The organism is Chromohalobacter sp., assembly GCF_039830575.1.
Taxonomy (GTDB): Bacteria; Pseudomonadota; Gammaproteobacteria; order Pseudomonadales; family Halomonadaceae; genus Chromohalobacter; species Chromohalobacter israelensis.
In genome coordinates, this window is the sequence record NZ_JBDOOX010000004.1 from 1 (window position 1) to 14,244 (window position 14,244).

The 14,244-nt window shown below is 63.6% G+C and carries 12 protein-coding genes and 1 pseudogene; 5 read left to right on the forward strand and 8 right to left on the reverse strand.

Annotated features, from left to right (window positions below):
• Positions 1–131, forward strand: a pseudogene (locus tag ABGX75_RS02945) (IS481 family transposase); the annotation flags it as partial.
• Positions 132–447: 316 nt separating this feature from the next.
• On the opposite strand, the gene ABGX75_RS02950 reads toward ABGX75_RS02945, so the two are convergent.
• The 4 genes from ABGX75_RS02950 to ABGX75_RS02965 all read right to left on the reverse strand — a co-directional run bounded on the left by ABGX75_RS02950 (position 448) and on the right by ABGX75_RS02965 (position 5,394).
• The gene (locus tag ABGX75_RS02950; RefSeq protein WP_287124935.1) at positions 448–747 is read right to left on the reverse strand and encodes a hypothetical protein; all 300 of its coding nucleotides are present in this window, start codon (positions 745–747) and stop codon (positions 448–450) included.
• A 738-nt stretch (positions 748–1,485) separates the two neighbouring features.
• Positions 1,486–2,973, reverse strand: coding sequence for a CoA-acylating methylmalonate-semialdehyde dehydrogenase (locus tag ABGX75_RS02955; protein ID WP_287124934.1), 1,488 nt, complete (start codon positions 2,971–2,973; stop codon positions 1,486–1,488).
• Positions 2,974–3,101: 128 nt separating this feature from the next.
• On the reverse strand, positions 3,102–4,385 hold the full coding sequence (locus ABGX75_RS02960) for a Xaa-Pro peptidase family protein (RefSeq protein ID WP_287124933.1): 1,284 nt from the start codon (positions 4,383–4,385) through the stop codon (positions 3,102–3,104).
• A gap of 127 nt (positions 4,386–4,512) precedes the next feature.
• Positions 4,513–5,394: a hypothetical protein gene (locus tag ABGX75_RS02965; RefSeq protein WP_287124932.1), complete on the reverse strand. Its 882-nt coding sequence runs from the start codon at positions 5,392–5,394 to the stop codon at positions 4,513–4,515.
• A gap of 121 nt (positions 5,395–5,515) precedes the next feature.
• Between ABGX75_RS02965 and ABGX75_RS02970 the strand changes: the two genes are divergently transcribed.
• Together ABGX75_RS02970 and ABGX75_RS02975 are read left to right on the forward strand one after the other, a co-directional pair.
• Positions 5,516–6,400 carry a LysR family transcriptional regulator gene (locus ABGX75_RS02970; RefSeq protein ID WP_011507676.1) on the forward strand — a complete coding sequence of 295 codons (885 nt, stop codon included), beginning with the start codon at positions 5,516–5,518 and terminating at the stop codon, positions 6,398–6,400.
• A 190-nt stretch (positions 6,401–6,590) separates the two neighbouring features.
• Positions 6,591–7,187, forward strand: a complete 597-nt coding sequence (locus tag ABGX75_RS02975) for an inorganic diphosphatase (RefSeq protein WP_043558512.1) — start codon at positions 6,591–6,593, stop codon at positions 7,185–7,187.
• 124 nt (positions 7,188–7,311) lie between these two features.
• Here the strand turns inward: ABGX75_RS02975 and ABGX75_RS02980 are convergent, their stop codons facing one another.
• The 3 genes from ABGX75_RS02980 to fadB all read right to left on the reverse strand — a co-directional run bounded on the left by ABGX75_RS02980 (position 7,312) and on the right by fadB (position 11,549).
• Positions 7,312–7,914 (reverse strand): Yip1 family protein, encoded by a 603-nt coding sequence (locus tag ABGX75_RS02980; protein ID WP_011507684.1) that lies wholly within the window; start codon positions 7,912–7,914, stop codon positions 7,312–7,314.
• Between the two features lie 247 nt (positions 7,915–8,161).
• Positions 8,162–9,340: an acetyl-CoA C-acyltransferase FadA gene (gene fadA, locus ABGX75_RS02985; protein ID WP_011507685.1), complete on the reverse strand. Its 1,179-nt coding sequence runs from the start codon at positions 9,338–9,340 to the stop codon at positions 8,162–8,164.
• A gap of 25 nt (positions 9,341–9,365) precedes the next feature.
• A complete protein-coding gene (gene fadB / locus ABGX75_RS02990) occupies positions 9,366–11,549 on the reverse strand; it encodes a fatty acid oxidation complex subunit alpha FadB (RefSeq protein ID WP_287124931.1) in 2,184 nt (727 codons plus the stop codon).
• Positions 11,550–11,853: 304 nt separating this feature from the next.
• On the opposite strand from fadB, the gene ABGX75_RS02995 reads away from it, so the two are divergent.
• Together ABGX75_RS02995 and slyA are read left to right on the forward strand one after the other, a co-directional pair.
• Positions 11,854–12,984 (forward strand): DUF5924 family protein, encoded by a 1,131-nt coding sequence (locus ABGX75_RS02995; RefSeq protein WP_011507687.1) that lies wholly within the window; start codon positions 11,854–11,856, stop codon positions 12,982–12,984.
• Between the two features lie 78 nt (positions 12,985–13,062).
• Complete coding sequence (slyA, locus tag ABGX75_RS03000) at positions 13,063–13,512, forward strand: transcriptional regulator SlyA (RefSeq protein ID WP_011507688.1); 450 nt, start codon at positions 13,063–13,065, stop codon at positions 13,510–13,512.
• Positions 13,513–13,660: 148 nt separating this feature from the next.
• Here slyA and ABGX75_RS03005 read toward each other — a convergent pair whose 3' ends face one another.
• Positions 13,661–14,161 carry a hypothetical protein gene (locus ABGX75_RS03005; RefSeq protein ID WP_011507689.1) on the reverse strand — a complete coding sequence of 167 codons (501 nt, stop codon included), beginning with the start codon at positions 14,159–14,161 and terminating at the stop codon, positions 13,661–13,663.
• Between the last annotated feature and the right edge of the window lie 83 nt (positions 14,162–14,244).

Sequence of the window (14,244 nt, forward strand, 5' to 3'; positions counted from 1 at the left end):
TGTACAATCACCATATCCCGCAGAAAGCGCTGCATCATCAATCGCCGATCACGGCGATGAAGGAATGGCAGGCCAAGCGGCCTGAGTTATTTACCAAACGGGTGGTTAATCACACGGGACCCGACAACTAGGAGACAGTGCACCAGAAATCGCTTCTTTCGGTTTTCTGCGGAAAACGGATCCCAGCAGCAATACAACTGCTACTACGATCAAGATTGCGCCCAATGTAAAACCGACTGCGGCTAGCCATGGTGGGATATCCGGCCACAACCACTGAGCGAAGCCCGTGAGGATGGATATCGCGACTCCAACAATGCCCAATGCTCGATCAATCATTCACCGCTCCGTCTGATCCCTCGACCGCCCAACGCTAGCCAGCATGCGCGGCCACGGAATGGAGACGAAGCCGCAATGTAGTAGATGTCACCGTGACTGGCATTGGTTAGGCTACTGCCCCTCTATGATCGCCGGTGTTCCAATATAGGTTATATATAGAAATGTGCCGTTTCTAAATTGCTGAGATGAAGTTGATACCTGCACCCCCAAAATGGCATTGGCTTCGGCAGGAGCGCTATTCACGAAAGACTCTATAACCTCTTGATACTCATTTTTCTTCCGCTCAAAGAGGCCACGCATCATTCCTTTATTTGAGACCTCTACGGCGCCAGTTACCTGAATCATTCCAAATACATCTTTGACAACCAAACCCTGAGGTAGGTTTTCAGTGGTAAACAGAGCCTTCTCCATTCAAAAATCCTTACACTCTCAGAAAATATCGGTAATTTAGAATAACGCCTAAGCTCAGTTGCCGCCCGAAGCGCGGAAGCGCTTTGGGCGGTCAACTGCAGCTACCTGTTAGGCGCGGGCGAGCTACCATCAGCCGGTATGACAAGCCCGCGAACAGTAGAAACATCCGTCTGATTGTGGATAGCGCTTTTTCGCTTCTTGTTTCGCTGGCCCACAACTCAAAAAATCGCCCAAATAAACGCGGTTTTCCGCAGAGGGCATGCGGCTACACCCTTCTCGATGCACCTCGTGGTCACCGTTCGCTTGCGCTCTAGAATTTACATAGTATCTCGCCATGACTATCTCCTCGGTATTGCCCACTAAACGGAGCTTATTAACTTCTTACTGCCTAACAGATATTAGACAGCCCGCTCGTTTTCCCACTTGAACGATCAAGCGCGTTCAACAATCTTATCGAGCTAGCTTTTTCGCTCTTAAGCTTTTGATTTTAAAGGCCCTAAGCAGAATTCGGCGCGTTATACAGAATTCGCGTGCCCGCTACCGTTCGGCCACGCTACCGCCATGCAAAGCACTGAACGCTCCACCACCCGGTTCATCAGGTTGTATCGGCAACATCAAACAATACTTAACCTAGCTTAATTTAACGTCGATTAACATAGCGCTACACGAAAGACGTAGATACAAAAACGCCCGCGCCGTGTGAGCGGCGCGGGCGTGGGGTTCAGCCGTGCGGGTGGTTCAGGAGGGGAAGCTGAACTGGGCGGTTTCCTGGTCGCTACGCTTCGGCCAGCGTTGGGAGATGGCCTTGCGACGGGTGTAGAAGCGAACGGCGTCGGGGCCGTAGGCGTGCAAGTCGCCGAACAGCGAGTCCTTCCAGCCGCCGAAGCTGTGGAAGGCGACCGGGACGGGCAGCGGGACGTTGATACCAACCATGCCGACTTCGATGGCGTCGGCGAAGCGGCGCCCGGCCTCGCCGTCACGGGTGAACACGCAGGTACCGTTGCCGTACTGGTGGGCGTTGATCAGGGCGATGGCGTCCTCGAAGGTCTCGACGCGCACCACGCACAGCACCGGGCCGAAGATCTCGTCGCGGTAGATGCTCATCTCCGGCGTAACGCGGTCGAACAGCGTGGCGCCGAGGAAGTAGCCGGGCGAGCCTTCCACCAGCGGGTGCTCGCGGCCGTCGACCACCAGCTCGGCGCCGGCGCGCTCGCCCTGACCGATGTAGTCGGCGACCTTGTCGCGCTGGCCTTCGTTGATCAGCGCGCCCATGTCGAGACCGCGCTCGGTGCCCGGGCCGATCTTGAGCTCCCGTGCCTGGATTGCGAGACGCTCGACCAGGGCGTCGGCGGTGGCATCACCCACGCACACGGCCACGGAGATCGCCATGCAGCGCTCGCCGGCACTGCCGTACGCGGCGCCGATCAGCGTGCTCGCGGCGTTATCGAGATCGGCATCCGGTAGCACCACGGCGTGGTTCTTGGCGCCGCCGAGGGCCTGCACGCGCTTGCCCTGCTGGGTGCCGCCCTCGTAGATCTTGCGCGCTACGGGGGTGGAGCCGACAAACGACAGTGCGCGAACCTCGGGCGCTTCGATCAACGCGTCGACGGCCTCGCGATCACCGTGGACGACACTGAACAGCCCCTTGGGCAATCCGGCTTCGTCGAGCAGTTCGGCCATCTTCACGGCGGCCGAGGGCGCCTGCTCGGAGGGCTTGAGAATGAAGGCGTTGCCGCAGGCCAGCGCCATGGGGTACATCCACAGTGGCACCATGGCCGGGAAGTTGAACGGCGTGATGCCGGCGACCACGCCCAGCGGCTGATGGTTGGACCAGGTATCGATGCCCGGCCCGGCGTTGTGAGAGTACTCGCCCTTGAGGAGTTCCGGCACGCCGCAGGCGTACTCGACGTTCTCGATGCCGCGCTTGAGTTCGCCCATGGCGTCCTCGAGCACCTTGCCGTGTTCCTCGCTGACCAGCGCGCAGATTTCGTCGGCGTCGCGCTCGAGCAGGGTCTTGAAGCGGTACATCACCTGGGCGCGCTTGGCCGGCGGCATGTCGCGCCAGGCGGGCTGGGCTTCGCGGGCGGCGTCGATGGCGCGTTGCACGGTGGCGGTGTCGGCCATCGCCAGGCGGCGAACCGGCGCGGCGGTGGCCGGGTTGAGCACGTCGATGGTGCGCTCACTTGTCAGCCGCTCGCCGGCGATCCAGTGGTATACGTCTGTCATAACAACTTTGCTCTATCGAATATGGGCGTCATGTAAGGGACGCGAACCTGGAGCTCTACTCACAACCGATGAACGGGACGGGCTTACCCGGCGCCCATCGTTCATTCCGAGCGTTTGAACAAGAACTCTTAGAATTCCCGGCCGAGCAGGGCTTCATCGAACGGGTAGCGCGAGAGTTTTTCGATGCCGGTGTCGGTGACCAGCACTTCCTCTTCGAGCTTGACGCCGTCGGCGCCACCGACCTCGCCGATGTAGCTTTCCACCGAGACCACCATGCCGGGTTCGAGGATGCCGTCCTTGGAGAAGCGGTCGAAGTCCATGTGGTGGGCGACCAGCGGGGTCTCGCCGTGCATGCCGACGCCATGGATGATCGAGGGGTAACGGCGGTCGAGAAAGCGCTCGGGGATCTTCCAGGCGTTTTCGGCGATCTCGCGGTAGCTCATGCCCGGCTTGAGGATGCCCATGTTGTGGTGCACCTGGTCATAGGCCATCCGGTAGAGGCCCTGCTGATAGGCGGTGGGCTTGCCGGGGCCGACATGGAAGGTGCGCGAGAAGTCGGAGTAGTAGCCGTGGCAGCCGATGGTGTCGGTATCCAGCGCCACCAGTTCGCCGGGACGGATCACCCGGTTGCTGGCTTCGTTGAACCAGGGGTTGGTGCGCGGGCCGGAGGACAACAGCCGCGTCTCGATGAACTCGCCGCCTTGGCGGATGACGTCGCCGTACATGATGGCGAACAGCTCGTTCTCGGTGACGCCGGGCTTGATGGCAGCTTCCACGGCGGCCACGGCGGCCTCGCTGCCGGCCATCGACTGGGCCAGGCAGGCGATTTCCTCGGGCGTCTTGATGCGCCGGCAATGCAGGGTGTCCTGCATGCAGTCGTAGACGTCCAGCCCCTGGGCTTCCAGCGAGCGGGCCAGGTTCAGCGCGCAGCGGTCCAGGCCGATCTTCTTGTTGCCCTTGCCGTGTTCTTCCATCAGCTCGGCGATCTCGATGCCGAACGGGTCGGAAGACATGTTGTCGCGCTGGTTGACGGCGGACCACACCACCTTGGAGGTGCGCGATTCGTCGATGGTCTCCAGCCAGGTGGAGACGTGCGCGCTGCCCGGGTATTCGAACAGGATCACCGGGCCTTCCAGCGGCACGTAGATGTAACGCGTGGAGTTGCGCAGGAAGTAGCCGAACATGTTGCGCGAGCCGGTGGCGTAGCGCTGGTTGTAGGGGTCGAACAGGACCAGCGCGGCGTAGCCCTGCTCGGCCATCATCGCGCGCAGACGCTTGAGGCGCCCGCCGCGCAGCTGTACCGGATCGAAGGCGGTGGGAATGCTGTCGCCGTTGGCCATGGGGGCGGAGGGCACGACCGGGATGGCGTCGGGTTCGTTGTCGGTCAGGTTGTCGAAGTCGACGATGCTCATGATCAAGCTCTCTGTTTCTGTTCGTTATGGGGCGCGCTTCGTGATGGGGCACGCTCGCCGTCGCGGGGAGTGTCTCCGCGACGGCGAGCGTGGGCCGGTGTCGGCAGCGACCGGTGGCCCGGCCTTGTCAGTCGGCGAGGCTGTCGCTGCGCTGCATGCCCTCTTCCAGCAGACGCTCGTGAACCGGTGCCATGCGCCCGAAGATGCGCTTGGCGCGCTCGGGGCGGCCGATGAAGCCCGGCTCCTTGGCGTAGGCGAAGATCACGGTGTGGCGCTCGCGGTCGCCTTCCACCGGGGTCACGCGGTGCAGCGAGTAGCGGCCGAAGAAGATCTGCAGATCGCCCGGCTGGAGATCCAGCGACTTGATCTGCGAGCGGTCGCCGTCGATGACCTTTTCCACCCCGTCGAAGTTCTCGCCCTCGGGGCTGCGGATGCCCGGCGCATACTCGAACCGGCCGCCGCCGTGGGACTGGCGCGTCATCATGGTGACGATGAATTCGTTGGTGTCGTAATGCCACGGATGCTGGCAGCCCTCGCGCAGCACGTTGACGACCAGGTCGGCCAGCGGGTCGGCGTACTGGTGGATCTCCTCCATGCCCACCACGCTGGCGATGAAGCGCTGGAAACCGGGATCGGAGTAGACCTGGCGAATGATGGTGTCGGCGCCGATGCGGTCCCCGGCGACGAAGCCGTTGGTGCGGTCGCCGAAGCGGTTCTTGGGATGCGAGGCCGGCAGGCTGGGGTCGCCGTCGCTGTTGTAGGGGTTGGTTTCGGTCTGGTTGTAATGCGCTTCCGGCGAGAGTCGCTCGGTTTCGCGTTCCAGCCGTGTCAGGGCCTCGTCGGGCACGAAGCCCTTAAGTACCACACAACCGCCCTGACCGAGTTGGGCACGGCACTCTTCGACGAGAACCCGGCCGCGTTCGCCATCCAGCTGGTCGATGGGATAGCGCTCGAGGTCGATCAGACCGTGGAGTGCGTTGTCGTCTGCCTGCGTAGCGTTGGCTGGCATGCGGATCTGCTCCTGACTTTTTGCAAAGACGTTTCCAGTAACGTATGGACAGGGTAGAGAGGCAGGTTCAATAATAGAAATGAATGGTTAAGATCAAAAAGATTGCAAAGGCTCATAGATCATGGATACCGACCTGCTCCGCGCCTTCGTCACGGTCGCCGAGTGCGAGGGCTTCAGCGCCGCCGGCAAGGTGCTGCATCGCACGCAGTCGGCCGTCAGCCTGCAGATCAAGCGGCTCGAGGATCAGATGGGCGAGTCACTGTTCGAGCGCACCAGCCGCAGCGTGGTACTGACGCCGCCAGGCGGGCGCTTGCTGCCCTACGCGCGACACATCCTCAAGCTGCAGGACGAGGCGCGCCGGGTGATGGGGGTGGACCGCCAGGGCGAACTGATCCGCCTGGGCACCTCGGAGGAACAGGCGAGCACCTACCTGCCCGAGCTGCTGCCACGCTTCGCCGCCCGCTTTCCCGAGGTGCGCCTCGAAGTGAGCTGCAGCATCAGCGGCTCGCTGGTGCATGATTTTCAGGAGGGGCTGCTGGACGTCGCGCTGGTGGTGCGCCACGGCCCCACCCAGACCGGCCGCCTGCTGGGCCGCGAGCCCATGGTGTGGGTGGTGGCCGAGGACCGCGCCATCGACGACTGGGAGATTCTGCCCCTGGCGCTGAACCCCGAGGGCTGCATCTTCCGCGCCCATGCGTTCGCCGCGCTGGGGCCCACCGAGCGGCGCTGGGACGTGCGCTACTCCAGCCGCTCCCCCACCGGCATCAACCTGCCGGTACAGGCCGGGCTGGCCGCTACGGTCAAGACCCCGCGCAGCGTCCCCGAGGGCTGTCGCATCGTCGGCGAGGAAGAAGGTTTGCCGCCCCTCGGGCACGTCGAGATCGAAATGCACCGCACGCCCGGCCACTCCAGCGACGCCTTCGTCGCCTTCTGCGACGAGCTGGAGCACATCGTCACCGCGACCGATTCGCTGGAGTCGCTGGAATACGTGGCCGCAGAAGGCTGAACGCAACACGGCGCCCCGCGGGGCGCCGTTGGCGTTTGCGGGCGATGTGTTCGCGTGCCAGCTACCCTCTGCCGACTTCTGAACACCGCAACGACTCTGCATAAGCCGTCGACGGACGATGTCACGCCTGTGTCATCGTCCGCCGGATAGGCTGGGGACCTCCCTCTTCTCACCCACAGCGCGAGGTCTCATGAACGTCACTGCCCCTTTCCTGATCGCCGCCGGCTTGCTGTTCACTGCGTCCGCCCAGGCGCAGCCGAACGTCTTCGACTATCCGCAGCCCGATGATGCGCCGGACAGCTTCCACGTGGTCAACGAGATTCCTGCCGGGAGCTTCACCAAGTACGAGATCAATGCCGAGCACGGCCAGTTGATCGTCGACCGTTATGTCTCGATGCCGGTTCGCTACCCGGCCAATTACGGCTCCATCACCAGCTCGGCGGGTGGCGATGGCGACCCGCTGGACGCGCTGGTGCTGACCCGCGACAGCATCTATCCCGGTGCCGTGATCGAGGTCCGGGCCATCGGCGTGCTGCGCATGGTCGACGACGGCGAAGCCGACGACAAGATCATCGCCGTCCCCACCGACGCCGTGGATCCCAGCTACGCCGATGTCGAGGGCATCGAGGATCTCCCGGCCATGCAGACCGAGCGGCTCAATGCCTTCTTCCGCGTTTACAAGGACCTGCCGGAGGGCGGCGATATCGAATTGAACGGCTTCGGCGATGCCGGCGAGGCGCGTGACATCCTCTCCCGGGCCTTTGACGCCTACCAGGCCCAGCAGTAACGAAGGCCGGCCCTGAAACATCAACGGCGCCCCTCGGGGCGCCGTTGGTGTTTGCTTCGAACGTGCATTCCAGAGTGCTTCACTAATAGAGGCTTACGGCTCGACATGCCCCCTGGGCGATTCGCTACAGGTCGATGCCCAGCAACTTGGCGCCGTACCCCCACAGCAGTACGGTCACAGCCAGCAGCGCCTCGAGTACCAGTACGCCGATGCCCAGCGTCGAGCCGGTGACGATGAACCCCTCTTCCGCGCCGATATCGAGGAAGTTGGGAATCCCCAGGTACAGCAGATAGGCGCTGTAACAGAGCCCGACGATGATCGCCAGCAAGCACAACCAGACCAGCGGATAAAGCGCGACGATGCCACCGACGAACATCGGTGTCGCGACGTATCCGGCGAAGATGATGCAGCGTCGACGACTCGGCGGATTGGAATAGCGTTGCGCCATCCAGTGAATCACCGAGCCCATGAAGCCTACCGCTACCAGAATTGCCACATAGAAGGCGACCCCCGCGAAGAAAGCATCAAGATAGTTTAGCTGGATGGTATGCCCGCCCCCGAAATCCCAGCCGACCTGGGTGGTACCGATGAAGGCACACACCACCGGGATCAACGCCATTTCCAGGACGTGATGGCTGTAGAGATGGGTAATGGTCTCCCTCTCGTCGTGGATCTGCTTCCATTCACGGTTCGGGTGTACCAATAGTCCCCACACATGCGTGAGCATAGAACACACCTCCTCCATCGCCGATAGTCGCATTCCGTCGCGACCCACGCCGTGAACCGATGAGCCGCCGACGTTTTGTCAGTATAGTCAGCATTTTGCTCGACAATCTCAGTTTTACTAATTGAAACGAGACGCCGCCGGCGTCACGGCGCAACCCTCACATGTAAAACAATGCCCCAAATGAAAAAAGCGACACCCGTGGCGGGTGTCGCTTTGCTATCGCGCGATGAGCGGAAGGCGTGGCGCGTTACTTCAGACGCTCGAACACGGTCGCCACGCCCTGACCCATGCCGATGCACATGGTCGCCAGGCCCAGAGTGGTGTCCTGCTGACGCATGACGTTGAGCAGCGTGGTGCAGATGCGAGCCCCGGAGCAGCCCAGCGGGTGGCCCAGGGCGATGGCGCCGCCGTGCAGGTTGACGGCGTCGTCCATGCGCTCGCGCAGGCCGAGATCCTTGAGCACGGGAATCGATTGCGCGGCGAACGCCTCGTTGAGCTCGACGGTCTGGATGTCGTCGATGGCCAGTCCCGCACTCTTGAGCGCCTTCTGCGTCGCCGGCACCGGGCCATACCCCATGATCGAGGCATCACAGCCGGCGACGCCCGTGGAGACCACCCGGGCCAGCGGCTCGAGTCCCAGTGCCTGGGCGCGCTCGTAGCTCATCACCGCCAGCGCCGAGGCGCCCACGGACAATGCCGAGGACGTGCCCGCCGTGACCGTGCCTCCCTTGGGATCGAAGACCGGCTTGAGCTTGCCCATGTCCTCCAGGTTGGCGTCTTGACGAATCACCTCGTCGCGATCGATCAGGCGCAGGAAGCCATCCGCATCATGCCCTTCGACGCCGACGATCTCGTTGTCGAAGTAGCCGTTCTCGTTGGCGGCCTGCGCGCGCTGATGCGAGCGCACGCCGAACGCATCCTGCTCCTCGCGGCCGACGCCGTGCATCTTGCCCAGCAGCTCGGCGGTCAGCCCCATCATCATGGCGGCCTTGGCGGCGTACTTGCTGGCCGCCGGGTTGACGTCGACGCCATGCGTCATGGGCACGTGCTCCATGTGCTCGACGCCGCCGATGATGTAGAAGTCGCCCATGCCGGCCTTGATGTTGGCCGTGGCGATGTGCAGCGCGCTCATCGACGAGCCGCACAGGCGATTGACCGTCTGCGCCGGCACCGTACGGGGAATGCCGGTCATGATCGCGGCATTGCGCGCGATGTTCATGGACTGTTCGAGGGTCTGGTTGACGCACCCCCAGATCACGTCGTCGACCTCGGCGGGGACCAGGTTGGCGTTGCGATCGAACAGCGCCTGCATCACCGCGGCGGAGAGGTTTTCGGCACGCACGTTGCGGAAAGCGCCGTGCTTGGCCTTGGCCATGGCGGTCCGGACGGCATCGACCACCACGATATCTCTGGGATTCAAACTCATGTCGGGCTCCTCGTTGCGTGGTGGCTCAGTGGTCGGATTCGGACGTCGCGGGGTAGAAACGTTCCCCCTTGGCCGCCATGTCGCGCAGCCGCTCGGTGGGGCGATACAGCGGCCCCAGCTCGTCGGCCAGCGCTTCGGCCTGGGAAACGAACGCCTCGACGCCCAGGGCGTCGATGTAGCGCAACGCCCCACCCCGAAACGGCGGGAAACCGATGCCGTAGATCAGCGCCATGTCCGCCTCGGCGGGCGTCGCCACGATGCCGTCTTCCAGGCAGCGCACGGCCTCCATGCACAGCGGCACCATCATGCGGGCGACGATCTCGTCGTCACTGAACTCGCGGCGCGTGTCGACGCCTTCATCGACCAGCGCATGCGCCTGCTCGTCGGAGACTTTCTTGGGCTTGCCCTTCTTGTCCTCCTCGTAGCGGTAGAACCCCTTGCCGTTCTTCTGGCCGAGGCGGTTCTCGTCGTACATGCGCTGAATCGCCGTCTTGCCGCCGTTTCTGGCTTCCTGCGCCATGCGATCGGGAAAGCCTTCCGCCATCACCGACTGGGCGTGCACGGCGGTGTCCATGCCCACGACATCCAGCAGATAGGCCGGGCCCATCGGCCAGCCGAAGCCCTCCATGATCTTGTCGACGCGCTCGAAGTCCGCGCCCTGCTCGACCAGCAGGCTGAAGCCACCGAAATAGGGAAACAGCACGCGATTGACCAGGAAACCCGGGCAGTCGTTGACCACGATAGGGGTCTTGCCCATCTGACGGGCATACGCCACGGTCGCGGCCACGGCGGCGTCGCTGGTCTTCTCGCCGCGAATGACCTCGACCAGCGGCATGCGATGCACGGGGTTGAAGAAGTGCATGCCGCAGAAGTTCTCGGGACGCTTGAGGTTGGCCGCCAGCCGGTCGATGGAGATCGTCGAGGTGTTCGAGGTCAGCGTGGCATTGTCGTCGAGCAGTCCCTCGACCTCGGCCAGCACGGCCTCCTTGACCTTCGGGTTCTCGACCACGGCCTCGACCACCAGATCGACATCGCCGAAGTCCCCGTAGGACAGCGTGGGGCGAATGTTGCAGAGCGCCTCGGCGACCTGCTCATTGCTCAATCGACCGCGCTCGAGCTGCTTGCCGAGCAGCTTGCGCGCTTCCTTCAAGCCCAGCTGCAGCGCCTCTTCCTTGATGTCCTTCATCAGGATCGGAGTGCCCTTGTAGGCGCTCTGGTAGGCGATGCCGCCGCCCATGATGCCGGCCCCCAGTACCGCCGTCTTGTTCACGGCCGCGGCTTGCGTGGCGTACTGCTTGCCTTTCTTCTTGACCAGCTGATCGTTGAGGAACAGCCCCACCAGGTGGTAGCAGACATCGGTCTTGGCGAGCTTGGCGAAGGCCTTGGCCTCGATGGCCTGCGCGCGCTCGCGCTCCTCGCCGGCGCCCTTCTGGATGACCTTGATCGCCTCGATGGGCGCCGGATAGTGCGGCCCGGCCTTGCCCGCCACGTAGCCCTTGGCGGTCTCGAAGACCATCATCTGTTCGATGGCATTGAGCATGAGCGGGGATTGCTTGAGGCGGCGACGTGCCCGGTGGTCGAGCTCGCCGGCATTGGCGCGCGTCAGCAGGTCCACGGCCGCATTCATCAGCGCATCGCCCGCGACCACGGCATCCACCGCGCCGACCTTGAGGGCGTCGTCGGCGCGGTTTTCCGAGCCACCGGCGATCCACTCGATGGCGTTGTCCGCCCCGATCAAGCGCGGCAGGCGCACGCAGCCGCCCCAGCCCGGCAGGATCCCCAGCTTGGTCTCGGGCAGGCCCAGCTTGGCGTTGTCGCTCATGACGCGGAAATCGCACGCCAGGGTGATTTCGCAGCCGCCCCCGAGCGCCAGGCCGTTGATCGCCGCCACGCTGGGATAAGGCAGATCCTCCAGGGTATTGAAGATACGGTGCACGCGCGTGTTCATGTCGACCAGGAAGGCCTCGTCGCGCGTGAACATGCCGTGAAATTCGGTGATGTCGGCCCCGACGATGAAGGCATCCTTGGCGCTGGCGATGACCAGGCCCTTGACGCCCGCTGCCTGGTCGAGGGCTGCCAGGGCCGCCTCGAACTCCTCGATCGTCTTGCTCGAGAGCGTGTTGACGGATTCGCCTTGCGCATCGAAGGTCAGCGTGGCGATGCCGTCATCGCGCTGCACCACCGTGATGGCGTTACCTTGATAAATCATTCAGGGCTCTCCCTGCTGTTGGCCTGGACCTCACGATTCACGAAGAAGACAGGCGCCGGGCTCGCGCGTGGCGCTGCTTCCCGCCCACTTTCATACAATCGTTTGAATGTCTGGCAGCTTGCGCCAGCCGAGCGATGGCGTCAAGCCCTCCTGCCTTAGCGAATGGTCGCGTTGAAACACGTCGCGCCGAGACAGCTCCCCGTGACGGCGGACTCCTGATAGGATAGGCGCCTTCACGACGCCTCGACCATCGCGCATCGTCACGCCCTGTCTCGACACACTGGTATCGGAACACCGCCCCTTCATGTCCTTGCCTACTAGTGCCACGCTGATCGCTCGCCTCACGCCGTTCATCGAACGCCTCAAGCGCTATTTCTGGCTCTGGCCGCCGACGGCGTTCGTGATCGGGCTGCTGGGTTTTTTCCTCGTCAATCGTCAGCAGTGGCTGGGCGCGGTCCTGGCCCTGGGGCTGCTGTTCGCCTGGTGCCTGCTGCTCGCCGAAAGCCTGTTGACCCGCCTGCTCGCCCGGCGCGGCCAGACCGGGCTACCGCGCATGGTGACCACCTTCATTGCGCAGCTGATCCACCAGGAGACCCTGTTCTTCACGCTGCCGTTCTTCCTCGCCACCACGGTGTGGGCCAGCGGCCAGGCGGTATTCACGCTGCTGCTGATCGGCTGCGGTCTGCTGGCGATTCTCGATCCGCTGTATTTCGGTCTGGCACAACGCCATCGCTGGCTGTATTTCATGTTCCATGCGTTGTGCGTGTTCGTGGTGGTGCTGGTGACATTGCCGATCATGCTGCATCTGACCACCGGCCAGAGCCTGCTGCTGGCGATCGTCGCCATGGCGATCTTCAGCGTGCCCAGCCTGATCAACCTGATGCAGCCGCAGGGGCTCTGGCGCTGGCTGGCGATGTTCGGCTTGATCGTGGTGCTGTCCGCGACCGCCTGGATGGGGCGAGTGTGGATTCCGCCGGCCACGCTATGGCTCTCCGGCAGCGCCCTCTCGCCGAGCTTCGATGTCGAGGCCCGCGAACCGCGCGGCGAAAGCGTGCTGACCCCATCGACACTCTCGGGGCAAGGCTTGTACGCTTACACCGCGATCCGCGCGCCACGTGGCCTGCGCGAGAAGATTTACCATGTCTGGCGTCACGATGGCGAAGTGGTCGATCGCATACCGCTGATCATCCGGGGCGGACGCGAACAGGGCTATCGCGCCTGGACGCACAAGCAGAACTTCCCCTCGGCATCGCAAGGTCGCTGGCAGATCGACGTCATGACCGCCACCGGCCAGCGCATCGGCACGCTGCGTTTTCGTGTCGACGAAGACGCCTCGAAGGCCACTCAGGCCGACGGCGACATTCATTCACCCCCGGGATTGCCAGGCTGGAACATCCGTCACCTGGTCGCTGGCGCGAACCGGGACGATGAATGAAGGTCGACGATAGTGTGACTTGCAATAGCGCGTCCCACTCGGGACAATCCCGTTAGGTTCCTAACCAATACAAGGCCCATGCATCAGGATATCGGACTCAAACTGTCGCGCGTACCACGCCTGTGGCGCGCCATCCTCGACGAACGCCTCGCTCCCCTGGAGCTGACGCAAACTCGTTGGGTGACGCTCTATCACCTGTCGAAAATGGGTGATGGCCAGCCACAATGCGATCTGGCCCGCTCGATCGGGGTCGAGGCACCTTCCCTGGTCAGGACGCTCGATCAGTTGACCGAGCAAGGGCTGATCGAACGCCGCCCCAGCGATGAGGATCGTCGCACCAAGCGTGTCTATCTCACCGCCAAGGCGACGCCGTTGCTCAAGAAGATCGAGACCGTGGTCGAGCAGGCGCGGGTCGAGATGCTCGAGGGCGTGAGCGATGAAGACGTCGACAAGCTGGACGCCATCCTCTCCTGCATCGAGCGCAATGGGCAGCGACTGCAGTCGCGCGGCCCCTGCGACGATGAGTGACTCGAATCCCGCGGGTCGCTAGCCGCCTTCCGCGGCGGCGGCTCTCCCGGGCGTCGCGCCGGTTGCACACCCGGGCTCTGGACGCCCAGGTCGCCACGCAAGAGCGGCGAGCACGGGTCCTTCCCGCACGGGCCTGTCCCGTACCTGCCTAGCCGGCATGACGCCCACTGCCGGCCAGGTCATCGACCAGCCCCGTCAACGCCCGCAGCGCGGGCGCGAAGCTCTCGGCGTCCTGCGACTCCTCCCACCACAGGGTCACGCCCTTGGATGTCGATTCCACCACGCACGCGTCCTCGGGCAACACCGCCAGCACCGCTTCCAGCCGCTGCAACGCGGCCGCGTTCAACGGCGGCAGCGGTGCCTGACGCCAGCGCCATCCCGACATGGCTTCCTCCAGGCGGTCACTGGCATGCGCCTCGCGCACGAGGGTGAAGTCGCTGCCCGGCGCGGCCTGCGGGTAGCGCCAGCGGTATCCCACCATGTCTCGCGCCTCCTGCAGCGGCGCCTTGTCGAAGCGCAGCGCCGCCCCCGCCTCGCGAGCCGCCTGGCGCAAGCCACTGCGTCGCGTTTCGTGGCGGCTCGGCCTCAGCCACAGCGCGGGCGAGAGAATCGCGAACACCGCCAGCCCCAGGAACAGAAAGATTTCCAAACGTGCCTCCACATGTGCACTGATTGATTTGAAGCATTGTTTCGTCGTTTCGGCGCGCCTAAAGTAGAAGCGTTCATCGACAA